Origin of the sequence: Leifsonia sp. A12D58 (genome assembly GCF_047530025.1) — a bacterium.
Classification (GTDB): Bacteria; Actinomycetota; Actinomycetes; order Actinomycetales; family Microbacteriaceae; genus Cryobacterium.
Genome location: NZ_JBLJAT010000006.1, coordinates 136,309 through 159,429 on the forward strand (window position 1 = coordinate 136,309; position 23,121 = coordinate 159,429).

At 63.4% G+C, this 23,121-nt stretch carries 18 protein-coding genes; 9 read left to right on the plus strand and 9 right to left on the minus strand.

Going from position 1 to position 23,121, the window contains the following annotated elements; genetic code table 11:
- Nucleotides 1–4 precede the first annotated feature (4 nt).
- The gene (locus ACMT3I_RS14155) at nt 5–802 is read right to left on the minus strand and encodes an SDR family NAD(P)-dependent oxidoreductase (RefSeq protein WP_414805156.1); all 798 of its coding nucleotides are present in this window, start codon (nt 800–802) and stop codon (nt 5–7) included.
- A 29-nt stretch (nt 803–831) separates the two neighbouring features.
- Here ACMT3I_RS14155 and ACMT3I_RS14160 point away from each other — a divergent pair, with 29 nt between their 5' ends.
- From ACMT3I_RS14160 to ACMT3I_RS14185, 6 genes are all read left to right on the plus strand, one after another.
- Nucleotides 832–1,950 (plus strand): acyltransferase family protein, encoded by a 1,119-nt coding sequence (locus ACMT3I_RS14160; protein WP_414805157.1) that lies wholly within the window; start codon nt 832–834, stop codon nt 1,948–1,950.
- 101 nt (nt 1,951–2,051) lie between these two features.
- On the plus strand, nt 2,052–3,383 hold the full coding sequence (locus tag ACMT3I_RS14165; protein WP_414805158.1) for a bifunctional o-acetylhomoserine/o-acetylserine sulfhydrylase: 1,332 nt from the start codon (nt 2,052–2,054) through the stop codon (nt 3,381–3,383).
- A gap of 93 nt (nt 3,384–3,476) precedes the next feature.
- On the plus strand, nt 3,477–4,682 hold the full coding sequence (gene metX / locus ACMT3I_RS14170; protein WP_414805159.1) for a homoserine O-acetyltransferase MetX: 1,206 nt from the start codon (nt 3,477–3,479) through the stop codon (nt 4,680–4,682).
- A 98-nt stretch (nt 4,683–4,780) separates the two neighbouring features.
- The gene (locus ACMT3I_RS14175; RefSeq protein ID WP_414805160.1) at nt 4,781–5,950 is read left to right on the plus strand and encodes a sensor histidine kinase; all 1,170 of its coding nucleotides are present in this window, start codon (nt 4,781–4,783) and stop codon (nt 5,948–5,950) included.
- Nucleotides 5,947–7,251, plus strand: a complete 1,305-nt coding sequence (locus tag ACMT3I_RS14180; protein WP_414805161.1) for a hypothetical protein — start codon at nt 5,947–5,949, stop codon at nt 7,249–7,251. The genes ACMT3I_RS14175 and ACMT3I_RS14180 overlap by 4 nt, the downstream gene beginning before the upstream one ends.
- Before the next feature lie 21 nt (nt 7,252–7,272).
- The gene (locus ACMT3I_RS14185; RefSeq protein WP_414805162.1) at nt 7,273–7,929 is read left to right on the plus strand and encodes a response regulator; all 657 of its coding nucleotides are present in this window, start codon (nt 7,273–7,275) and stop codon (nt 7,927–7,929) included.
- 71 nt (nt 7,930–8,000) lie between these two features.
- Here ACMT3I_RS14185 and ACMT3I_RS14190 read toward each other — a convergent pair whose 3' ends face one another.
- A complete protein-coding gene (locus tag ACMT3I_RS14190; protein WP_414805163.1) occupies nt 8,001–9,275 on the minus strand; it encodes an MFS transporter in 1,275 nt (424 codons plus the stop codon).
- Between the two features lie 165 nt (nt 9,276–9,440).
- On the opposite strand from ACMT3I_RS14190, the gene ACMT3I_RS14195 reads away from it, so the two are divergent.
- Nucleotides 9,441–10,646: a hypothetical protein gene (locus ACMT3I_RS14195; RefSeq protein WP_414805164.1), complete on the plus strand. Its 1,206-nt coding sequence runs from the start codon at nt 9,441–9,443 to the stop codon at nt 10,644–10,646.
- Here the strand turns inward: ACMT3I_RS14195 and ACMT3I_RS14200 are convergent.
- The 3 genes from ACMT3I_RS14200 to ACMT3I_RS14210 form a co-directional block, all read right to left on the minus strand.
- A complete protein-coding gene (locus ACMT3I_RS14200) occupies nt 10,637–10,942 on the minus strand; it encodes an MTH1187 family thiamine-binding protein (protein WP_414805165.1) in 306 nt (101 codons plus the stop codon). The two genes, ACMT3I_RS14195 and ACMT3I_RS14200, sit on opposite strands and share 10 nt — an antisense overlap.
- 2 nt (nt 10,943–10,944) lie before the next feature.
- Entirely contained in the window at nt 10,945–12,237 is a 1,293-nt protein-coding gene (locus ACMT3I_RS14205) for a glycosyltransferase 87 family protein (RefSeq protein WP_414805166.1), read from the minus strand.
- A gap of 171 nt (nt 12,238–12,408) precedes the next feature.
- Complete coding sequence (locus tag ACMT3I_RS14210) at nt 12,409–13,320, minus strand: ADP-dependent NAD(P)H-hydrate dehydratase (RefSeq protein WP_414805167.1); 912 nt, start codon at nt 13,318–13,320, stop codon at nt 12,409–12,411.
- Nucleotides 13,321–13,416: 96 nt separating this feature from the next.
- Between ACMT3I_RS14210 and ACMT3I_RS14215 the strand changes: the two genes are divergently transcribed.
- Nucleotides 13,417–14,508 carry an NADH:flavin oxidoreductase/NADH oxidase gene (locus ACMT3I_RS14215; RefSeq protein WP_414805168.1) on the plus strand — a complete coding sequence of 364 codons (1,092 nt, stop codon included), beginning with the start codon at nt 13,417–13,419 and terminating at the stop codon, nt 14,506–14,508.
- Between the two features lie 48 nt (nt 14,509–14,556).
- Here ACMT3I_RS14215 and ACMT3I_RS14220 read toward each other — a convergent pair whose 3' ends face one another.
- The 4 genes from ACMT3I_RS14220 to ACMT3I_RS14235 form a co-directional block, all read right to left on the minus strand.
- A complete protein-coding gene (locus ACMT3I_RS14220; RefSeq protein WP_414805169.1) occupies nt 14,557–14,934 on the minus strand; it encodes a VOC family protein in 378 nt (125 codons plus the stop codon).
- Between the two features lie 165 nt (nt 14,935–15,099).
- Entirely contained in the window at nt 15,100–16,158 is a 1,059-nt protein-coding gene (locus tag ACMT3I_RS14225) for a hemolysin family protein (protein WP_414805170.1), read from the minus strand.
- Entirely contained in the window at nt 16,155–17,621 is a 1,467-nt protein-coding gene (locus ACMT3I_RS14230; RefSeq protein ID WP_414805198.1) for a hemolysin family protein, read from the minus strand. The genes ACMT3I_RS14225 and ACMT3I_RS14230 overlap by 4 nt, the downstream gene beginning before the upstream one ends.
- A gap of 148 nt (nt 17,622–17,769) precedes the next feature.
- Nucleotides 17,770–19,209 (minus strand): GuaB1 family IMP dehydrogenase-related protein, encoded by a 1,440-nt coding sequence (locus ACMT3I_RS14235; protein ID WP_414805171.1) that lies wholly within the window; start codon nt 19,207–19,209, stop codon nt 17,770–17,772.
- Nucleotides 19,210–19,344: 135 nt separating this feature from the next.
- Here ACMT3I_RS14235 and ACMT3I_RS14240 point away from each other — a divergent pair, with 135 nt between their 5' ends.
- A complete protein-coding gene (locus tag ACMT3I_RS14240) occupies nt 19,345–23,088 on the plus strand; it encodes a multifunctional oxoglutarate decarboxylase/oxoglutarate dehydrogenase thiamine pyrophosphate-binding subunit/dihydrolipoyllysine-residue succinyltransferase subunit (protein WP_414805172.1) in 3,744 nt (1,247 codons plus the stop codon).
- The last annotated feature ends 33 nt before the right edge of the window (nt 23,089–23,121 follow it).

Consider the following 23,121-nt stretch of genomic DNA (forward strand, 5'->3'; position numbering starts at 1 on the left):
TGCGTCAGCTCCGCGGTTTCAACTCACCCCTGGCCACTCGTGTCGGGGCGGCCTGAGCGACAGGCTTGATTGTCACGAGGTCGACGTTCACGTGCGCGGGAAGCTCGACGCTTGACACGATGGCCTGGGCGATATCTTCGGCAGTCAGGGGGTTCGGTACGTCTTTGTATGCTGCTGCAGCCTTCTCGACGTCGCCGTCGAAGCGCACAAGTCCGAATTCATCGGTCTTGACCATGCCTGGCGCGATCTCGATCACACGGATGGGCTCCCCATTCAACTCGAGGCGCAGCACCTCGGTCACGGCGTGGGCAGCGAATTTGGCGGCGTTGTATCCCCCGCCGCCGAGATAGGCGACATGCCCGGCGATCGAGGTGACGTTCACGATGTCGGCGGAGGCGACTGCGGTTGACCCGGCTGCCTCTGTGCTCAGCGTCTGCCGCAGCAAAGGAAGCACTGCCGTGATGACCCGCTTCACGGCAAGTACGTTGATCTCGAACATCCAGGCCCAGTCGTCGATACTCGATTCCTCGACCGAGTCCATGCCCTTGGCGCCGCCGGCGTTGTTGACGAGGGCGTGCACCGCGCCGGTGGATGCCAGATAGTCGCGGAGGGCATCCACGTCGGCCTGCACCGTCAGGTCGGCGGTGAACACGTCCGCGCCGGTCTCTTCGGCGAGCGCAGCGAGTCGATTAGCCCGCCTGGCCACGCCGACGACATCCCAGCCCCGAAGCCTGAAAAGACGTACAGTTGCCGCCCCAATTCCGGAGCTAGCACCAGTGACGACAACTCTCTTTGCACCCATTTCTCCATTCTGCCGGGAGAATGGATCTGATGATTGCTCCTCCACTCAGCGTGTCAGCACCCCAGAAGCAGCGTGTTCCCTACTGGGACAATGCGCGATGGATCGCCATCGTGCTTGTCGTCGTTGGCCACGCGATCCTCAAACTGATCGGCGAATCCGATCCGGCGTACGAGCTGTATCTCTTCATATACGCCTTCCACGTTCCGCTCTTCGTGGCCGTGAGCGGATACTTCGTGAAGGCCGGTCCGCCAGGCATGCGTCAGATGCGCCGGCTACTCACCGACGTCATCTTTCCGTACCTGATCTTCGAAACGATCTGGACGACAATCCGCTGGGCTCGTGGCGACAAGTTCTGGCTGGACTACGCGACGGCCTCGTGGACCCTGTGGTTTCTCCTCGCCCTCGCACTCTGGCGCATCGCACTGCCATATCTCGCGCTGCTCCGCTATCCGCTACTGATCAGCATCGTGATATCGGTAGCCGCCGGGTACCTGAGTACCGTCGACAGCACTTTCGCCCTCTCGCGCACGCTCGGGCTGCTGCCATTCTTCGTCCTCGGTTGGAAGCTCCGTCAGTGCGGAATCACCGGCAACTGGCTCAAGCTCGGGTCCGCATCGATCTGGCGTTGGCGAGCCGGCTCGCTCGCGCTCTTCACGGCACTTGCCGTTTACATCGTGCTGAATATCGACTGGCTCAGGGAGGTCAAGGTCCGGCGCTTCTTGCTCTATAACGAGACGTACCCGTCATTCGGCTATTCCGAGTTCTGGGCCGGCGGCATCCGTCTGGGCCTCATCCTGCTCTCGAGTGCCCTGGTGATCGCGTTTCTGATGCTCGTGCCCCGTCGCCGCACCTGGTTCACCGCGTTCGGTGCTGCGACCATGTACATCTATCTGCTGCACACCTTCTTGCTGTACCCCTTCAGGGAGACCGGCATCCTCGACGGGCCGCAGCCGCCATGGGTGCTTCCTGCCATGCTGCTGCTCAGCCTCGGCATCGCAATACTGCTCTCGCTTCCCTTCGTGAAGCGGTGGTTCCAGCCCATCGTGCAGCCGCGGGCGAAGTGGATGTTCCGTGACCCGATCGCGCCGAAGACCGGCGCAATCCGTGTTCCCAGGTCGGTGTCGAAATCAGACGGCACTGGTTCATGACGCCGTGTTGCGGAGGCCATTGATCGACGCCTGCCGCGTGCCTAGGCTCGCTGCAGAGCGCTGGATGGTCCACGCTCGTCGAGGAAAAGGAAGACCCCCTCATGAGCGAAAACTCCGAAAACTGGAAGTTCGAAACCAAGCAGGTCCACACGGGTGCCCAGCCGGACCCGACGACGAATGCTCGGGCGACGCCGATCTACCAGACCACCTCGTACGTCTTCAACAGTGCAGAGCACGCGCAGAATCTGTTCGCGCTTGCCGAGTTCGGAAACATCTACACGCGCATCCAGAACCCGACCCAGGCCGTCGTCGAAGAGCGCGTCGCAGCGCTTGAAGGTGGCACGGGTGCACTGCTTCTCGCCTCGGGCCAGTCGGCATCCACCTTCGCCGTACTCAACATCGCGCAGGCGGGCGACCACATCGTTTCGTCAAGCTCGATCTACGGCGGAACCTATAACCTCTTCAAATACACGCTGGCCAAGCTCGGCATCGAGACAACGTTCGTCGAGAACCAGGATGACGCCGACGAGTGGCGCCGTGCCGTGCGACCGAACACCAAGCTGTTCTTCGCAGAGACCATCGGAAACCCGAAGATCAACGTGCTCGACATCTCTCTCGTTGCTGACGTCGCCCACGAATCCGGCATCCCGCTGATCGTCGACAACACGATCGCCACCCCGTACCTGATCCGTCCATTCGAGCACGGCGCAGACATCATCGTGCACTCCGCCACCAAGTTCCTGGGCGGACACGGCACCGTCATCGGCGGCATCATCGTCGACGGCGGCGCGTTCGAGTGGTCGAAGAACGTCGAGAAGTTCCCCGGCCTCACCGAGCCAGACCCGTCGTACCACGGTGCAAGCTACACGGCAGCGGTCGGCGATGGGCTGGCATACATCATCAAGGCTCGGGTGCAGCTGCTGCGCGACCTCGGTGCGGCAATCGCACCGGCGAGCGCCTGGCAGCTGATCCAGGGCATCGAAACGCTCAGCCTTCGTATCGAGCGACACGTGCAGAACGCCCAGGACATCGCAGAGTGGCTGGAGAACCACCCGGACATCGCCTCGGTCAACTACGCAGGTCTGCCCACCAGCCCCTGGTACGCCAAGGCCAACAAATACGCCCCTAAGGGCGTCGGCGCGGTACTTTCGTTCGAGCTCAAGGGTGGAGTGGATGCCGGGCGCGCGCTGGTCGACAACGTCTCGCTGTTCAGCCACCTGGCGAACATCGGCGACGTGCGATCGCTCATCATCCACCCGGCATCAACGACCCACGCCCAGCTCACGCCAGAGCAGCAGTTGACCGCCGGCGTCACGCCTGGCCTCGTGCGTCTGTCCGTGGGCATCGAGAACATCGATGACCTGAAGGCAGACCTCGAATCCGGACTCGCAGCCGCCCGCGCCGTCACATTGTCGGCCCGCGCCAACGCATAGTTCAGCCCCTGCAGCTGCTCCGACACTGCAGACCGATACCCCCGCCGTAACAATCGGCGGGGGTTTCTTTTTCAGCGGCACAATGGAGTCGGTATGGATTGGCAATCATCGGCAGACACGGTCCCGTCGAGCTTCATCTCTGAGGCGCAGGCGCGGTCGCTCCTCGGCAAGCCCCCGGCAACGGGTGCCTGGCGCGACGGCGACCCTGTCGGCAACCGTCGCTTCGTTGACATTGGGCCGCTCGGCTTTGAAGCCGGCGGGTTTCTCCCACACGTGCGACTCGCATACGAATCGTGGGGTGAGCTCTCCCCCGCTGCCGACAACGCCATCCTCGTGCTGCATGCCCTCACCGGGGACAGCCACGTCATCGGCGACCCTGGCAACGGTCACGCGACGGGAGGCTGGTGGGACGGCATGATCGGACCTGGCCGGGTTATCGACACCGACCGCTGGTTCGTCATCGCCCCCAACATGCTCGGCGGATGCCAGGGCAGCACCGGACCGTCGACCCCTGCGCCCGACGGTGTTGAGTGGGGCATCCGATTTCCATATCTCACGATTCGTGACCAGGTCGCGGCGCAGATCGTTTTGGCAGACAAGCTCGGCATCGATCGTTTCGCCGCGGTGATCGGCGGGTCGATGGGCGGTATGCATGCCCTTGAATGGGCGATCGAGGTTCCCGACCGCGTCGAGCGGCTGGCCGTGCTGGCCGCACCGCCCCTCACCACCGCAGACCAGGTCGCGCAGAATTCGGTGCAGATCGAGGCGATCCGCACCGATCCGCTCTTCCGTTCCGGTGCATACTACGACGCTCCTGACGGTGACGGACCGACCAGAGGACTGGCCCTGGCCAGGCGAATGGCCCTGATCAACTACCGCAGCCCCGGGGAGCTGAACACCCGATTCGAGCGCAGCTGGCAGAGCGAGATCAGCCCGCTGGGCTCTGGTGGGCGGTTTGCCGTCGAGTCATACCTGGACTTTCACGGCAACAAGTTCACCCGTCGCTTTGACGCGAACTCGTACATCACGCTGGTCGAGGCGATGAACTCACATGATGTCGGGCGAGGCAGAGGTGGTATCGCGGCCGCAATCGGTCGCATCAGCGCAGATACCCTCGTGCTCGGAATCGACAGCGACAGGCTCTTTCCGCTCGCCGGTCAGCGTGAGATCGCCAGGCTGCTACCGAACAATATCGACGGCAGCGCGCCCGTTGTCCTTGAATCGGCATTCGGCCACGACGGCTTCCTCATCGAACTTGACGATGTCGGCACTCATTTGCGTCGGTTGCTGGCCGATTGACGCCGCGCATGACGGACTGCCGATAGGGTTCGAGGTGGATATTGTTCTGACACCTGAATTAGCCCAGCACCCGCTCGACAGGAATCCCGCCAGCCCCCATGCAACGCATCTTCAAAGAGCGCGATCGTCTTCTTCGCAAGGCCGCACGTGCAGACGGACTCGCCTGGTCGTCGGCAGCCCTGCTCTGCATGCTCGTCCCAGGGGGCATCGGCGTTGAAGCACTGATCTGGTGCATACCGCTCATGATCGCCATTGCAGTCTCGCAATACATGCTCGGCCGGACGGGTGCCATCCGCTGGGTGCTGTTGATCGGTGTCGCTGGCCTTGGCATTGTCATCGTCGTCGGTGTCGTCAGCCATGTCGGCCAGCCCCTGAACCTGGTCGAGCAGTGCGTCATCGCGCTAGTCGCCGCCGGCGCAATGAGCTGTGTCGTTCCCGTGCTGGTCATCAACCCCCAGCGCATGATCCTCCTGGGAGCGATGCTCGGTGTCACCAGTGCAACCGTGTTGGCTGTCACGCTCACCTACGGCACATCGGCAACCGCCTTCATCCTCACGCTGTGCATCTGGCTGGCCACGGCTGTCGGCGGCTGGTGGCTGAGCGAGAGCATTCCGCGTGCCATGCAGCGCATCGCCGCCATCGGCCGTGCTCACCGGGCTGAGCGTCACGCCAGCGAACTTGAAGCCCAACGGCGCCAGGATGCCAGATTGCTGCACGACACCGTGCTTGCCACACTGACCCTGCTGGCCCACTCGGGTGTCGGTGTCTCGCCCACAGCTCTCCAGCAGCAGGCAGGCGATGACGCCAGGCTGCTGCGTCAGCTGCGCCTCGGAGGGCTGCCCATGCCACGCACGTCCGGTGTGTACACGCTCGAACCGGCGACCGAGTTCACTCTTGGCAACACGCTTGAATCGGTCAAACAACGATTCGGCCGTATCGGACTCGACGTCGACTGGCACGGCAGCGGCCAGGTGCTGTTGCCGAGCGAGGTGCTCGACTCCTTTTTGCTCGCGCTGGGCGAGTGTCTGGAGAACGTACGTCGCCACTCCGGCGTCACTCGCGCCGATGTCACGATCACCGACGATGAGAAGACAGTCAGGGCGATGGTGACGGATGCCGGCATCGGCTTCGATCTCGGCGAGGTCGCCGCGGAGCGCCTCGGCCTGGCCGAATCGGTCGTTGCCAGGCTTCGCGACGTCGGCGGCAATGCCCGGTTGTTCTCGTCGCCAGGTTCAGGCACAACAGTTGTACTCGAGGTTCCGAAATGAGCAAGGTCACGATCACCGAGAACACGCTGGGCATCGCCGTCGGTCGTGAGGGCCGGCATCGCCGCGACAAACGTCGTGGCAATTCGGAATCGACGGAATCGTTTCGGCGGGCAGAACGAACAGTTCGCACCGCACGGGCTAATCAGAGTGGCCTCGGCGGCCGACACCTCAGTACCGGTGTTCTCTTCACCGCATCGTTCACCATACTTTTTTTGCTGTGGCGAGCCGTCACGCAATGGTCAAGCTACCCGCAGCACGGCATCATCGTGCTGGCCTGGCTGCTCTGCCTCGCCGCAGGCACCTTCGCCCTCATCATCGGTTCCCGCCGACCATCCAGCCTGCCGCAGTGGATCTTCCCTGCAACCCTCGCCGCCGGTGCAATCGTTGTCGCCCTCGACATGGTTGCCAGCTGGAACGGCAGCGCCAACAGCGTCTTCCTGACAGCCGCGCCCGCAGTCGGCGCTCTGCTCCTGGGCTTTGTCACCGTTTTTGAGACACGGCCCATCCTTGCCGCTACCGGCGTGCTCGCCGCGGCGCTCACCGTCTACGGCCTCATGCACGATCGTGTCGATGCATCCAGCATCGCGGTCGACATCGTGGTTGTCGCACTCGCCGTTATCCCACCGTTGCTCGGCGTCTTCGTCGTGCGCACATTCCGTCGCATGGTGCAGCTCGAGCTGGACCTGGTGCTGGTGCAGAGCACAGTGACCCAGTCACGGTTCTCCGTCGGCATGCTGGCTTCAGAAGAACTTGCCAGGCTCGACCTCGGCGCCGAAGAGCTGCTTGACGATGTCGCAGCGGGCCGTACGGTGCTGCCCCTGCCATCGGATGTGGCCGGCACCGCGTCATCGCTTGCCACCCAGCTGCGCCTGCATTTGATCAAGGGCCGAAAAGAGACCTGGCTGCACCACGCGATCGCCGAGTCGGAGTTTCTCGGGCCGTCGGTGAAGTTGTACGACCCCAATGGCCTTGCCGGGTTGATGGCTCCGGTACAGCGCGACGCTCTGCTGCTGACAATTTGGTTGCTGATCAGCGATGCAGTCCGTCCTGCCGCCAGCGTGTCACTCACACTCGGCCCGATTCTGCCGTCGCGAAGCACTGCATCGCGCAAGAAGGTTCATTTTCCTATCGAATTGCGCACCTCGGGTGTGCCACGTCGGAGGGTAGACCCCGAGACGTGGCAAGCTATCCGTGTGGTGGGCCCGCATGTCGACTCGATTCGAGACGGCAGCCTGCAAGTTGATATCGAATGCAGCGTCGATAATCCCGCCGACACACAAGCGCAAGGAAACGTGTCCTAGCGTTTTGCACAGGAGGCAGTAGTGACAAACCCCGACAGCATCATCCGTTTGGCCATCGTTGACGACCATCGGATGCTCCTCGGCGCATTAACAGAATGGATCCGCAGCGCGGCGGAAGATATTAACATGGTGGCGGCGGTGACCACGTGGCCCGAGTTGTTGACCCACCCGGAGTTTCCCGTCGATGTGGTGCTGCTCGATCTCGATCTCAAAGACAACATCCCGATCTCGCTGAAGATCTCGACGTTGAAGACCACCGGGGTCAAGACGGTGCTCATGAGCACGTACTCTGAACCGGCAGTCGTGCGCGAAGCCCTCGCGGCCGGCGCTCTCGGCTACCTGGTCAAGAGCGAAGAAGCCAGCATGATCGTCGAGGCGATCCGCGGCGCGGCCAAGGGCCAGTCGTATATCTCGGCCGAACTCGACGTGGCATTGAACGCCGGCGCCGATGGCGGGTCTCCTCGCCTGAGCGCTCAGGAGCGTCGCGTGATGGCTCTCTACGGTGCGGGCGAACCGGTCAAGGCAGTCGCGTACCAGCTCGGCATCTCAGAAGAGACGGCCAAGTCGTACCTCAAGCGCATTCGCGAGAAGTACCGTCTGGCCGGTTACGACGTCGGCACCAAGGTCGCCCTGCGCAAGCGCGCGATCCACGACGGCATCCTGCTGCAGACCGACTAGCCTCAGGCCGACGTGGCCTGTAGGCGGGCTGTGGCTGAAGGCCGACTCGCTGCACGGTAACGATGCTGTCCTTAGCCCGTGATCGTGCGGATGCCCTGCGTTCCGTATGGCACCGGTACGCCGTTCCGGCGACGCTTGCGGTCGAGCAGGAACGAAGCCGTCGCCAGAATGCTGCCGAGGACGCTCAGTCCGACGCCGACCCAGACCGGTGCGACGTAGCCGAACCCGGCCGAGATCACGATGCCGCCGAGGAATGCTCCGAGGGCGTTGCCGATGTTCAGCGCCGAATGGTTGAGGGCTGCAGCGATCGACTGGCTGTCGTGTGCAACATCCATCAGCCGGGTCTGGATGGTCGGTGACAGGGCTGAGGCGGCCCCGCCGATCAGGAAGACGCTCACCAGCAGGCCAGGCACGGTGTGCGCCGTCAGCCCGAGCGCCACGAGGGCGACGATGAGCACAACGAAGAAGGCGTACATGCTGCGTCGAACGCTGCGATCGGCTCCCCATCCTCCGACAAAGTTTCCGACCGTCATGCCGAGTCCGATCACGATCAGCACCAGGGGCACTGCGCCCACGGACAGCCCGGTGACCTCGGTCACCATGGGTGAGATGTACGAGTAGACGGCGAAGAGGCCGCCGAAGCCGATGGCGCCGATCGACAGGGCGAACCACACCTGTGCACGGCCGAATGCCCGCAACTCGTTGCGCATCGATGCTGCCGGGTTGCCGGCCTGGAATGGCACGGCCAGCAGAACGGCGACAAACGTTGCCGCAAAGATCAGTGCGACGGCGAGGTAGGCGATGCGCCAGCCGGCGACCTGCCCTAGCCAGGTGATAGTCGGCACGCCGATGACGTTCGAGATCGTCAGGCCAGACAGCACGAAGGCAACGCCACGGGCACGCTTGCCAGGGCCCATCAGATCGGCGGCGACCAGCGAGGCGATGCCGAAGTATGCGCCATGCGGCAGCGCCGAGATGAAGCGTGCGACCAGAACCAGCCCGAATGTCGGCAGGAGCGCCGATGCGATAGTGCCGACGGTGAAGGCCGTCAGGAGCACCAGCAGCAGCTTTTTACGCGGCCAGCGGGCAGCGGATGCCGCGATCGTTGGGGCTCCGACCACCACGCCAAGGGCGTAGGCGGAAATCAACCATCCGGCCTGTGCAGTCGCATGCTCCTGATTCGACGCAAACACGTCGGGCAGCAGGTCGCTGGCCAGGTTCGGCAGCAGGCCCATCGCCACGAACTCGGTGGCGCCGATGGCGAAGCCACCCAGGGCAAGGGCAAGCAGGGCAAAACGAATACGGGCCGACGACAACTGCGTCGGCCCGTTGGAGGTCACAGGCATGGGTTATAGCCTAAACGCTCGGGGTTTGGCCTAGGTTTCGGGCGCCCGAACGTATCCGCAGATTGTCGCCACACATCCGCTGAGTCCGTGGCGTATAGCCGCTACGTGCGCGTGCCCGAAGCCCTGATTCGTGTCGCCTTGCGATCAGTGTGAAAGGATCAAGGGATGGTCACGACACGCTCGCTTGCACCTACGCAGTGGCGTGTGTGGCGCACCTGGCCGACCTGGGGCACAGTACTCGGGCTCTACGCGCTGTCGCGGGTCTTCTCCACTGTCTTGCTCGGCACGCTGTATACGGTGGCTACCAGCCGGGGCTGGACGTTCGCCAGCCACCGCGACAACTCCACGTTCTTCACGTTCTCCGGTTCCTGGGATACCTGGTTCTATCGGCAGATCGCCCTGCACGGCTATCCGACCGACCTTCCCACCGATGCCGACGGCAATGTCATGCCCAACGCCTGGGCATTCCTGCCGGTCTTCCCTGCTGTTACCCGGGGCGTGATGAATGTGACGGGCCTGGACTTCTACGTGGCCGGGGTCCTCGTGGCAACCGTGTTCGGTGCGGCGGCAGCCTACGTACTGTTTCGGCTCGTCGAATCCCGCGTCGGTGCGACTCCGGCACTCTGGGCCGTCGCCCTGTTCAGCTTCGGTCCGCTCGCCTTCGTGCTACAGGTGGCCTATGCCGAGAGCCTATTTCTGTTCCTGCTGTTCTGCAGTCTCTGGGCGATGGTCAAGCAACGCTATCTGCTGATGATCCCGTTCGCCGTCATCGCCGCGTTCACCCGCCCAGGTGGGCTGGCTATCGCTCTGGCGCTCGGCATCATCTTCATCGTGCGCTACGTCGGTTGGCGGCGGCGGGGCGAACCGTTCCCGTGGTCTGCGCGCATCCGGATCCTCGTCGCGGGTGCAGCGATCTCGATTGCTGGCCTGGCCTGGCCGATGATTGCCTCGGCTGCCACCGGCCATCCCGGCGCCTATCTCGAGACCGAGCTGTCGTGGTGGACCGGTTTTGTCGGTCGACAGGAGTTCATCCCGCTCACACCCTGGTTCCTGCTCACCGGCAAGTACCTCGGTGTCGTCGGCATCCTGCTGGTGTTCGTCGTGATCGGCAGTTTCGTGTGGTGGCTCACCCGTCGGGGCCCTCGCGCCCTCGGCACTGAGTTGTTGGCGTACAGCGCCAGTTATGGCCTATACCTTGTTGCGGTCTTCCTCCCGCAGCAGAGCCTGTTCCGCCTACTGATGCCGCTGGCTCCGTTGCTCGGCGATCCGACGATCGCCGGCTCACCGCGCGTCAGGCGCACTCTGCTGATCGGCGGCATGGCGCTGCAGCCCGTGGCGATTGTGCTGCTCTGGTTTCTCGGCTATCCCTGACCAAGCGCAGCTTCGAGCCGCTCCACCTTGCCGGTGAGTTCGCCGGAGAAGCCGGGGCGGATGTCGGCCTTCAGCACCAGCGACACCCTAGATCCGTAGGCGCCCACGGCATCCGTCGCTGCCTTGATGACGGCGAACACTTCATCCCAATCGCCCTCGAGCGTGGTGAACATCGCGTCGGTATGGTTCGGCAGGCCGGACTCCCGCACGATACGCACGGCAGCCGCAACAGCGTCGTGAACCGAGCCATCGGTTTCGCCCGTGCCAGACGGGGCGACCGAGAATGCAACCAACATGATTACTCCTTCAGAGGTAGTGCGAGTGTGGCGAATTGCCGGTGCGGATCCCGCAGTTTCCAGATCTGCACCACTGCCCATCCAAGCAGTATGAACTCCAGAAGGTTTCGCAGGGTGAGTACCAGCACCAGCAGCGGGTCGGCCACCAACAGGTAGTCATACAGGTACGGATAGACGAGTTGGGTGAGGGCAGCGAGGACGGCGACGATGAATGCCGGAATGCTCCAGCCCCGCCAACGCAGGGTCAGACCCAGGATCACGGGTGCGGCAAGCCAGCTGATGAACTGCGGCGAGCCGACCTTGTTGAACGCGATCAGGCAGACGACCAGAGCGAGCACGAGCGGCGGAAACAGGTCTTCGGGTCGTGCACCGCGGCGCTGCGCGAGCCAGCCGAGCAGCAGCACAGCGACGACCGCGACGGCCAGTATCGGCGTCATCACTGCCGCTACTGACTCGACTCCAGCGCCCGTCACCTGATAGGTCAGGATCTCGCGGTCGTAATACACGTAACTGCCTGGAACACGGAATGCTGCCTGCCACATCCACCAGCTCGCGATGGGTGATTCGATTTGGATGCCGCGGTCGGTCTGCTGAGAGACAAAGCTGAATACGTTCGTCCCGCTGCCGAGCAGCAGCGCGACCAGCACGATCAACGAGCTGGAGCCGGCCATGACGGCCAGCACCCGCCAGCGATCTCTGGTTGTCAGAAAAAGCGCAGCGAGTATTGCAGCCGGCCACACCTTCACCCAGGTTGCTACCGTGAGCAACGCTGTCGCCCAGAGCGGCTGGGTGCGCAGCCAGAGCAATGCCATCACCACGAGAGGCACGGTGATCGAGTCGATCCTGGCCAGTCCGATCGGGCCAAGCAGCAGCAGGAATCCCAGCCACCACCAGGCTGCGCCGACGTTCGAGGGCTTTCGCCAGCTGCCGAGTAGGCAGGCGAATGCGCCGGCGTTCAAAAGCGTCACCAGGATCAGCCAGGTCAATGCGTAATTGTCAGCCCCGAAGGCGAGTGCGGCGATGATCGGGATGAACGCGAGCACCGGATAGACGAATTCGGTGGTGATGCCCACGACGAATTCACCGGATGCTGCGGCCTCCGCCCACCCGAGATACACCCGTGACACATCACCGAGCGGCCAGCCCCGTGCGACGAACGTCACCCAAATGAGCACGACGTGCACAATGACAAAGCCGGCCCAGAGTGAGACAGAGCGCCGAAACCAGCGCGGGCCAGCAGACGTAATCACCGGAGTCTGACGGGATTCAGGTCCCGATTCTTCGTCTACACGCACGTGTTCACTTTCCCACACCATGGGCGTACTGCGCCGAAAACAGGACGCATCGCTCGAGCTGGCACAATTCGTCCTGTACCCGAACACGTGGTCGCGATCTGTCCTGTTTTCGTGACAGCACGGCGAGACTCAGCGCAGTGCGACTCAGCGCAACGGATGCCTGCACCCATCTCACCCCGCGAGCAAACTCGCGATCACCGACGGCAATGCCTCCGCAACGTCGAGCGCCGCGATCGGGCCACCGCCCGATGCACGCGTCGCGGCGAGCGCGTGGAGCAACGCGGCGGTTGCAGCCAATGGGGCCAGCACGTCGACATCCGTGCGGATCAGTTCGGCGTGGGTGGCAACCAGCGCCCCGAGCATGCCACCCAGCACATCCCCGGTGCCTGCGGTCGCCAGCCACGGAGTGCCGATCGACACGCTGAGCCGTGCGCCACCCGGTGACGCGATGTAGGTCGCTGCCCCCTTCAGTAACACCGTCACATTCAGCGAAGCGGATGCCTGCACCGCCCACTCCCCTGGGCTTGCCGCTATTTCGTCAGCGGTCACGGTGACACCGCGCAGTGTGAGCATTGCAGCGAGTTCGCGGTAGTGCGGCGTCACAACGAGCGGATGCAGCAGCACAGAGGCATTGAGCTGCCCCACGAGGTCAAGCGCCCCGGCGTCGACGACACACGGAACCCCCTCGGCCAGCGCCGCCTCAAGCGACCGCGTCGTCTGGGCGGGCCGGTGGGCGGCATCCATTCCCGATCCCAGCAACCAGGCTTGCACGCGGCCGGGCGCTGTCACCGTCTCGGGCCGTCTGGCCAGCACCAGATCGGTGGGCCGCGTCGGTCCCAGATATCGGACCATGCCGACACCGGTGCGCATCGCTGCCTCGACACCGAGCACTGCAGCGCCCGGGTAGAGCTCGGAGCCGGTCTGCACCCCGAGCACGCCCCTGCTGTACTTGTCGTCGGTGCTTATCGGTCTCCGGATCCACGCCGCAGCGTCCTCGAACGACCATTGGTCCCATCCGGCACGGCGGTCTGCGCTTCGGCCTGCAGTGTGGGCGCTAGTGTCAACTTCCTCTGACTTCGCCATGCACCCCACGATAGGTTGTTCAGGTCACCCCGCACAGCGTCAGAGCCGCCTCTCGGTGGAGATCAGCGTGAATACCAGTCGTCAGCAAGGAGCCCCGTGGCCGCATCAGCCCTGTTCGAACCGTTGACCATCAGGGACGTCACGTTCCGCAACCGCATCTGGGTTGCGCCGATGTGCCAGTACACGATCGTCGAGAAAGACGGCATCCCGCGCGATTGGCACCTCATGCACCTCGGCTCGATGGCCTCTGGCGGCGCTGGCCTCGTGATCGCGGAGGCGACGGCCGTCAGTCCCGACGGCCGCATCTCCGACCAGGACACCGGCATCTGGAACGACGAGCAGGCGACGGCGTGGCGACGGGTCGTCGACTTCATCCACAGTCAGGGTTCTGTCGCCGGCATCCAGCTCGCCCACGCAGGCCGTAAGGCGTCCGTCTGGCCAGAGTGGGGTTACGACAAGCGCGGCACAATGGCCGACGCCGATGGAGGCTGGCAGACCGTCTCGGCCTCTGCCGTGCCGTTCACCGGTCTTGCCGCTCCGGTTGCTCTCGATATCGACGGCATCGACGAGGTCGTTGCCAACTTCGAGGCCGCCGCCCGCCGTGCGGTCGCTGCGGGATTCAGGGTGCTTGAAATCCATGCAGCCCACGGCTACCTGCTTCACCAGTTCCTCTCACCGCTCAGCAACCTGCGCACCGACGAGTACGGCGGCGATCTGGCTGGCAGGGCCAAGCTGCTGCTGCGAGTGATCGAACGCATTCGGGCAGCTATCGGCAACGAGCTGCCCCTGTTCGTGCGGTTCTCTGCCACCGATTACGCGCCGAATGGCTGGGACGAAGAACAGACTGCGCAGGTCGCCGGCTGGGCACGCGAGGCAGGCGCCGACTTCTTCGATATCTCAAGTGGCGGCAATGTCGCCGGCGTGACGATTCCGCTCAGCCCCGGTTACCAGGTGCCGCTCGCCACATTCGTCAAGGCAACAGCCGGTGTGCCGGTGAGCGCAGTGGGCCTCATCACGACTGCGACCCAGGCCGAACACATCGTGGCAACCGGGCAAGCGGATGCCGTCATGCTCGGCCGCGAGATGCTGCGGGATCCGCACTTCGCGTTGCGAGCCGCCCATGAACTCGGCGTCAACGTCGGCTATTGGCCGCCGCAGTATCGCAGGGCGCGCTGGCCGGAAGCCTGAGGGATCCGGTCAGCTGTCAGCACGCCGAATTGCTGCGCGTCGATTGGTTCAGGCCCGTTCCCCGATGCAGAGCACATTGCCCTCGCTGTCGCTGAACCAGGCGCTACGCGACGGTCCGAGCGTTGCCACGCCGTTCTCCGTCTTCAATCCAGGCATGTCGATATCGGCGAAGGTGACACCTTTCGACCGTAGTTCTGCCATGTCCCGATCCAGGTCAGGTGTCATCCAGCACAGCTGGGTGTTCTTGGCCGAGCCGGCGTTCGGCGTCTCGTAGAGCATGAAACTCGTCCCGCTCTTCAGCCGAAACAACACTCCTGTCTCGTCTTCGCCTGTGGCGTCCAGACCGAACGCGTCCTTGTAAAAAGCACGGGCCCTGGTCATGTCCTGCACCGGAAGTACTGCAACAACCTCCAATTCATCTAACATGAGTTTTCCTTTCTCTCACTGCCAACGCTACGCCGCGCAGACGCAGAGAGATACGCCGCACAGGCGCAGGGAGAACCACAGTTAGCTGAGTACCGCATAGCGAAACGGGCGGGACGAAGTCGAAACTTCGTCCCGCCCGGCGGCGCAGTCGGCCGGTGTTAGGCGCTATAGCCGCCTGGTCGCATCCTGAACTTCACCGACGAGCTCTTCGAGGATGTCCTCGAGGAACAGCACTCCGGTGGTCTCACCCTCTTCATCGAACGCGCGAGCCAGGTGGGCACCAGAGCGTCGCATGGTCGCCAGGGCGTCTTCCAGATCGGTGCCCTCGAAGATCGAAACCAGCTGACGGATGCGCTTGGCTGGCACGGGCTCGGCATACGCCCGGCCCTTGTCGTCAGGCGCAGCCAGATCAAGGTCGATGACGTCCTTCAGGTGCAGGTAACCGGTGGGCTCCCCTGCTGGGTTGACGATCACGTAGCGCGAGAATCCGTACTTGGTGACTGCCTTCTCGACATCGGCCGGAGTGGCTCCCTCTGGCAGGCTGATGAGCGCATCCTGTCGCACCGCGACATCGCGAACCTTGAGGTTCGTGAACTCGAATGCGGCGGTGAGTGCACCCGTGTTGTCCTGGAGCACACCCTCCCTCGTTGACTGCGACACGATTGTCGCGACTTCTTCGAGGGTGTACGTACTCGTGGCCTCTGACTTCGGTTGCACGCCGAACAGGCGAACGATGCCGTTGGCCGTCGAGTTCAGGGCAACGATCACCGGCTTGAAGATGCGGCCGAACAACACAAGCGGCGGCGCCAGGATCAGCACAGCCTTGTCTGGGATTGAGAACGACAGGTTCTTCGGCACCATTTCGCCGAATACCACGTGCAGGTACGAGACGATCAGCAGCGCCATGAGGAACGAGATGGTTCCAATGACCTCTTCAGACCACCCCGTCAGGTGCAGTGGGATCTCGAGCAGGTGGTGGATCGCCGGCTCTGACACGTTCAGGATGAGCAGCGAACAGATGGTGATACCCAGCTGGCTGGTCGCCAGCATCAGGGTTGCGTGTTCCATCGCCCAGAGCGCGGTCTTGGCACTGCGTTTTCCAGCTTCGGCCAATGGCTCGATCTGGGAGCGCCTGGCAGAGATGACGGCGAACTCCGCCGCGACAAAGAAGGCATTTGCGATCAACAGGATCACAAGCCAGGCAAGTCCAGCCCAGTCGCTCATCGGTCGCTCACCTCACCCTCGGTCTGCTCTGTTCGTTTGGTCTGGGTCGCCTGCTTGGCCAACTCGGCCTGTTCTGCCTGTTCGGCTCGCGCCTTGGAACGTCGGGAAGGTTCCCGAGGTTCTCTGGCTTCCTTGGTGTCTTTGTTACCCCGAGAATCGTCGGATGTCTCAGCATCAATCTCGAGAACGGGATCCGGCGTGTACCGCAGGCGGTCGATGCGGCGCCCATCGAGGCGCTCGACCTTCAGCTCGCCGGTCGCGACGCGCACGACGTCTCCGACAACGGGAAGTCGACCGAGAACACTCATCACGTAGCCGGCGACGGTCTCATACGGCCCGTCCTCCGGAACGACGATGCCCGTGCGCTCCAGGAGCTCATCGGGGCGCAGCATGCCGGGGAAGGTGAGAGAGCCGCTCGAGAGCACAACTCCGGCTCTTGCCCTGTCGTGCTCGTCGTCGACTTCGCCGACAAGTTCTTCAACGAGGTCTTCGAGGGTCGCGACGCCCGCGGTTCCGCCGTACTCGTCGACAACGATCGCCATCTGGTAGCCACGAGCGCGCAGTTCAACGAGCAGGTCGTCGAGCTTCATCGTTTCGGGCACGCGGACGGCATCAGACTGCAGCGCAGACACCGGAACATCTGCTCGACGCTCCCGCGGCACCGCCACTGCCTGCTTCACGTGCACCACGCCTGAGACATCATCGATGCCATCGTCGACGACAGGGAAGCGCGAATAACCGGTCTGCTGCGCCAGCTCGAGCACGGCTTGTGCCGAGTCTGTGCGCGAAATGCTTGCCACGCGTGGACGCGGCGTCATCACGTCGGATGCCGTGTGGGCAGAGAAGAGCAACGTGCGGTGCAGCAGAGTCGCCGTGTCTTTCTCCAGCAATCCGGCGCTGGCCGAACGGCGTACGAGCGACGAGAGCTCCTCCGCTGTGCGGGCACCTGAGAGCTCTTCAACCGGTTCGATGCCGACAGAACGCAGCAATCCGTTTGCACTGCCGTTCAGCAGCACGATGGCCGGCTTGAACACTGCGGTGAAGACGGTCTGGAAAGGAATAACAAGTTTCGCGGTCTGAATAGGCAGCGCGAGCGCGAAGTTCTTCGGCACAAGCTCACCGATGATCATCGAGATAAGTGTCGCAAGCACGATAGCAATGACAGTGGCGATCGGCGCCACTGTTGCAGTGGGCAAGCCAATGCTCGTCAGCGGTCCGGCCAGGAGTGAACTAAGCGCAGGCTCCATGGTGTAACCGGTGAGCAGCGTCGTCAGCGTGATTCCGAGCTGAGCGCTCGAGAGATGCGTCGACGTGATGCGCAACGCGGCGATCGTCATGCCGAGTCGCGTCTCTCCGCGGCTTTGGCGCGCTTCGAGCTCGGAGCGATCGAGATTCACCAGCGCAAACTCGCTGGCAACGAACAGGCCCGTACCGACGGTCAGGATGAGACCGAAGCCGAGCATGATCAGCTCATACAAGGCGCTCACCCCTCACGTTCACGGGCGAGGGTTTATGACCGGGGGCGGATGATGAAGCGGATGCAGGAGGGGGGTCGTCCATTGTGGGTTCGACTATACCGGCACGTCACACTGAATTGACTGAGAAATCGACCTACCAGGAGACTGGGAGCGCCTTGCCCTCGTCGTAGCCAGCCGCCGACTGCAGACCGACAAGCGCCTTCTCCTGGAAGCTCGCGATATCTGACGCTCCTGCATAGGTGAACGAGCTGCGCACACCTGACGTGATCATGTCGAGCAGGTCTTCTACAGACGGTCGCAGCGGATCGAGGTAGATCTTCGAGCTCGAAATACCCTCGGCGAACAGGGTCTTGCGCGCGAGTTCGTATGCGTCGAGACGATCGAAGCGCTCCTGCACTGCCTTGGTCGACGCCATGCCCCAGCTCTCCTTGTAGAGCCGACCGTCTGCATCCCTGTTGAGCGCGCCAGGCGCCTCAACGGTTCCGGCGAACCACGATCCGACCATGACCGATGCGGCACCGGCGGCGAGCGCCAACGCCACGTCGCGGGGGTAACGCACTCCCCCATCAGCCCAGACGTGCGCGCCCAGTTCCCTGGCCGTGGCCGCGGTTTCGAGTACTGCTGAGAATTGCGGGCGACCGACGGCTGTCATCATGCGAGTCGTGCACATGGCGCCTGGCCCAACCCCGACCTTGATGATGTTCGCGCCAGCGTCGACGAGATCCGAGACCCCATCAGCCGTCACCACGTTGCCGGCCACGATCGGGATGCCGAAATCGAGGTCCGCGATGATCTCAAGCGCCCTGAGCATGCCGGACTGGTGGCCATGTGCCGTGTCGACCACGAGCACGTCGACACCGGCGGCGACAAGCGCCTGTGCCTTCGCGGCGACATCCCCGTTGATACCGACGGCTGCTGCCACCTTGATTCGACCCGAAGCGTCAAGGGTCGGGGTGTACAGCGTTGAGCGGAGCGCGCTGGTACGACTGAGAGTGCCGACGATCGCGCCATGGTGCAAGACAGGGGCGAAGTCGATATCGGCAGCGGCCATCACGTCGAAGGCGTGTCGGGCGTTCTCGATGTCGTCGGCGTCGAGAGCCACGCGCGAACCCAGCAAGAGATCACCGAGCGGAGTGTCGAGCGGCACGTTGCCGAGCTCATATGCAGCGATGCAGCCGAGATAGGTGCCTTCGGTGTCGCGAATGACGATGCCCTGGCCCTCCAGCGGCGGCACCAGGGTGAGTGCGCTGGCAACCGTCGCCTCAGGCGGAAGAATCAGCGGGGTGTCGAAATTCACCGACTGATCCTTGACCCAGCGGATGGCAGCGTCGAGTTCCTGCAGATTCATGTCCTGCGGCAGCACGCCGAGTCCGCCGCGCCTGGCCAGCGTCGCAGCGAGGCGTGGCCCTGTCACGGAGTTCATGTTTGCCGACACGATCGGGATGGTCATACCTGTGCCGTCGTTCGGGGCAAGTGACACGTCGAGGCGACTGGTGACAGACGATTGGCTCGGCACCAGGAACACGTCGGAGTACGTCAAATCAAAACTGGGTTGCGCTCCATAGAACTCCATGGGAATAAAGCTAGCTCCCCGTCGTGTTGAACGCAGCCATCTCTCAATGGGATTAGGCTTGATCAGCAGACTGACCATAGCGATTTCATGTCGCGTGAGACTTCCTGAATCAACGGAGAGAGTGGGCGATCGGCTGTGTCAAGCCAGTTGACCGGTGGAACACCAGACGAAAAGACGTCGGGTGAATTCGGAGCGAATGAGTGGCTCGTTGACGAGATGTACGAAAGGTACCTCGTCGACAAGAACTCGGTGGACCAGTCATGGTGGCCGATTCTTGAGAGTTACCACCAGAGCGCGCAGAACGCAGCATCGGGTGATGCCGCGTCTGAACCCCCTCCCCAACAGGAGGCTGCTGCCCCCGCGGCACCGGCGCCTGCTCCTGCGACTGCACCGATCCCTGTGATCGGCGCGCAGCCCACAGCGCGCACCACCTCCGTTGCGCCCAAGCCTGAGCCCGTGCCGGCCGACGCACCTGTCACCAGCCCGCAGTCGGTCATCAAGACCGACGACGCGGAAGTGAAGCAGGATGTCACCACTCCGCTTCGGGGCATGTCGAAGTCCCTGGCAGCCAACATGGCCCAGAGCCTCACCGTGCCGACGGCGACGAGCGTTCGAACGATCCCGGCAAAGCTGCTGATCGACAACCGCATCGTCATCAACAACCACATGAAGCGTGCGCGCGGTGGCAAGGTCTCGTTCACCCACCTCATCGGCTGGGCCCTGATCCGTGCGCTCAAGATGTTCCCGAGCCAGAACGTGTACTACGACGAGGTTGATGGCAAGCCATCGGTCATCGCTCCCGCACACGTCGGCCTCGGCATCGCCATCGACATCCCGAAGCCTGACGGCAGCCGGGCATTGCTCGTACCCGCCATCAAGCGGGCAGACACGATGACGTTCAGCGAATACCTGTCGGCTTACGAAGACCTCATCGGTCGGGCACGCAAGAACAAGCTCACCGCCGACGACTTCTCCGGCGCGACGGTGTCGCTCACCAACCCAGGCGGAATCGGCACCGTGCACTCAGTGCCGCGCCTCATGAAGGGGCAGGGCTGCATCATCGGCGCCGGCGCCCTTGACTACCCGGCCGAGTTCCAGGGCGCGAGCCTGAAGACGCTCACCAGCCTGGCCATCTCCAAGACCATCACACTCACCAGCACCTATGACCACCGTGTCATCCAGGGTGCAGGTTCAGGCGAGTTCCTGAAGCTCGTCCACGAGCTGTTGATCGGTCAGCACAACTTCTACGAAGACATCTTCGCTGCGATCCGCATCCCGTACGACCCGATCCACTGGGCACCAGACATCAGCGTTGACCTGGCCAGCGCCATCGACAAGACGGCTCGCGTTCAGGAACTCATCAATTCGTACCGCGTGCGTGGTCACCTGATGGCAGACATCGACCCGCTCGAGTACAACCAGCGCACGCACCCCGACCTCGAGATCTCGACCCACGGGCTCACCTTCTGGGACCTCGACCGTGAGTTCATCACCGGTGGCTTCGGCGAGAGGCGCCAGATGCAGCTGCGCGAGATCCTCGGCGTGCTTCGCGACACATACTGCCGCACCATCGGCATCGAGTACATGCACATCCAGGATCCTGCCCAGCGCAAGTGGATGCAGGACCGCATCGAGAAGAACTACGTCAAGCCCACCCACGATGAGCAGATGCGCATCCTGGGCAAGCTCAACGAAGCAGAGGCGTTCGAGACCTTCCTGCAGACCAAGTACGTCGGCCAGAAGCGCTTCAGCCTCGAGGGTGGCGAGTCGACCATCGCGTTGCTCGACGCAATCCTGCAGGGTGCAGCAGAGACCGGCCTCGACGGAGTTGTCATCGGCATGGCCCACCGTGGCCGCCTCAACGTGCTGACCAACATCGCGGGCAAGACATACGGTCAGATCTTCCGTGAGTTCGAAGGCACCCAGGATCCCCGCAGCGTGCAGGGCTCCGGTGACGTGAAGTACCACCTCGGCACCGAGGGCACCTTCCGTGGTGCCAACGGCGAAGAGGTCCAGGTCTCCATCGCAGCGAACCCGTCGCACCTCGAAGCCGCCGATGGCGTCGTCGAGGGCCTCGTGCGCGCCAAGCAGGACCGCAAGCCGATCGGTACGTTCTCCACCCTGCCGCTGCTCGTCCACGGTGACGCGGCAATGGCCGGTCAAGGCGTCGTCGTTGAGACGATGCAGATGTCACAGCTGCGCGGATACCGCGTCGGTGGCACCATCCACATCGTCATCAACAACCAGGTCGGCTTCACCACGCCTCCGGGTGAGGGTCGCACGTCGATCTACTCGACCGATGTCGCCAAGACAATCCAGGCGCCGGTGTTCCACGTGAACGGTGACGACCCTGAGGCCGTCGTGCGCGTTGCAGAGCTCGCGTTCGCCTACCGCCAGGAATTCAAGCGCGATGTCGTCATCGACCTCGTCTGCTACCGCCGACGTGGCCACAACGAGGGCGACGACCCCTCGATGACACAGCCGCTGATGTACAACCTGATCGAAGCCAAGCGCTCAGTTCGCAAGTTGTACACCGAAGCCCTCGTCGGCCGCGGTGACATCACCGAAGAAGAGTACGAAGCAGCGCACCACGACTTCCAGGACCGCCTTGAGCGCGCGTTCATGGAGACGCACGCTGCCCAGACCGGCTCGATGAGCATCATCGGCGCAGGGGGAATCGGCACCAACGGTGAACCTGTCGAAGACGCCGTCGGCGAGCCGGAGACGACCGGCGTGCAGGAAGCCGTCATCCAGCTCATCGGTGACGCATTCAACAACAAGCCAGCCGGCTTCACTGTGCACAACAAACTGCAGCAGCTGTTGCAGAAGCGCCTCGACATGAGCCGCAACGGCAACATCGACTGGAGTTTCGGTGAGTTGCTGGCGCTCGGCTCTGTGCTGCTCGAGGGCACCCCGGTGCGTTTCGCCGGCCAGGATGCCCGCCGTGGCACGTTCGTACAGCGCCACGCTGTGCTGCACGACAGGGTCAACGGTCAGGAATGGCTGCCGCTGTCCAACCTCAGCGACAACCAGGCCCGTTTCTGGATCTATGACACACTGCTCAGCGAATACGCGGCCATGGGCTTCGAATACGGCTACTCGGTTGAGCGAGCAGATGCGCTCGTACTCTGGGAGGCCCAGTTCGGTGACTTCGCCAACGGCGCCCAGACGATCATCGACGAGTTCATCTCGTCGGCTGAGCAGAAGTGGGGACAGCGGTCATCCGTCGTCCTGCTGCTGCCGCACGGCTACGAAGGCCAGGGCCCCGACCACTCCTCAGCCCGCATCGAGCGCTTCCTGCAGATGTGTGCAGAGAACAACATGACGGTGGCCCGCCCATCGACGCCAGCGTCGTACTTCCACCTGCTGCGCCGTCAGGCCTACCAGCGTCCGCGGCGCCCGCTCGTCGTCTTCACCCCGAAGGCGATGCTGCGACTGCGCGGTGCGACGAGTGCCGTGTCTGACTTCACCAGTGGCAAGTTCGAGCCGATCATCGATGATGCCCGCATCACCGACAAGGCCGCAGTCAAGCGCGTGCTGTTCATGGCAGGCAAGCTCTACTACGACCTGCTTAACGAGCTGGACAAGAACCCGAATCCCGAAATCGCCCTGGTGCGCATGGAGCAGTTCTATCCGCTCCCCGCAGTGGAGCTGAAGTCGGTTGCCGCGGCGTACCCCAACGCCGAACTCGCCTGGGTACAGGATGAGCCGGAGAACCAGGGTGCATGGCCGTTCTTCTACGTCGAGACCAACAAGCTCGGCCCGCGCAACGTGCGCGTCTTCTCCCGCCCGGCATCGGCCTCACCGGCCGCCGGATCGGCGAAGCGTCACGCCATCGAGCAGGCTGATCTGATCACCCGGGCACTCACGCTCGACTAAGTAACTCTGCTGAACCTGAAGGGGCTGTGCCGG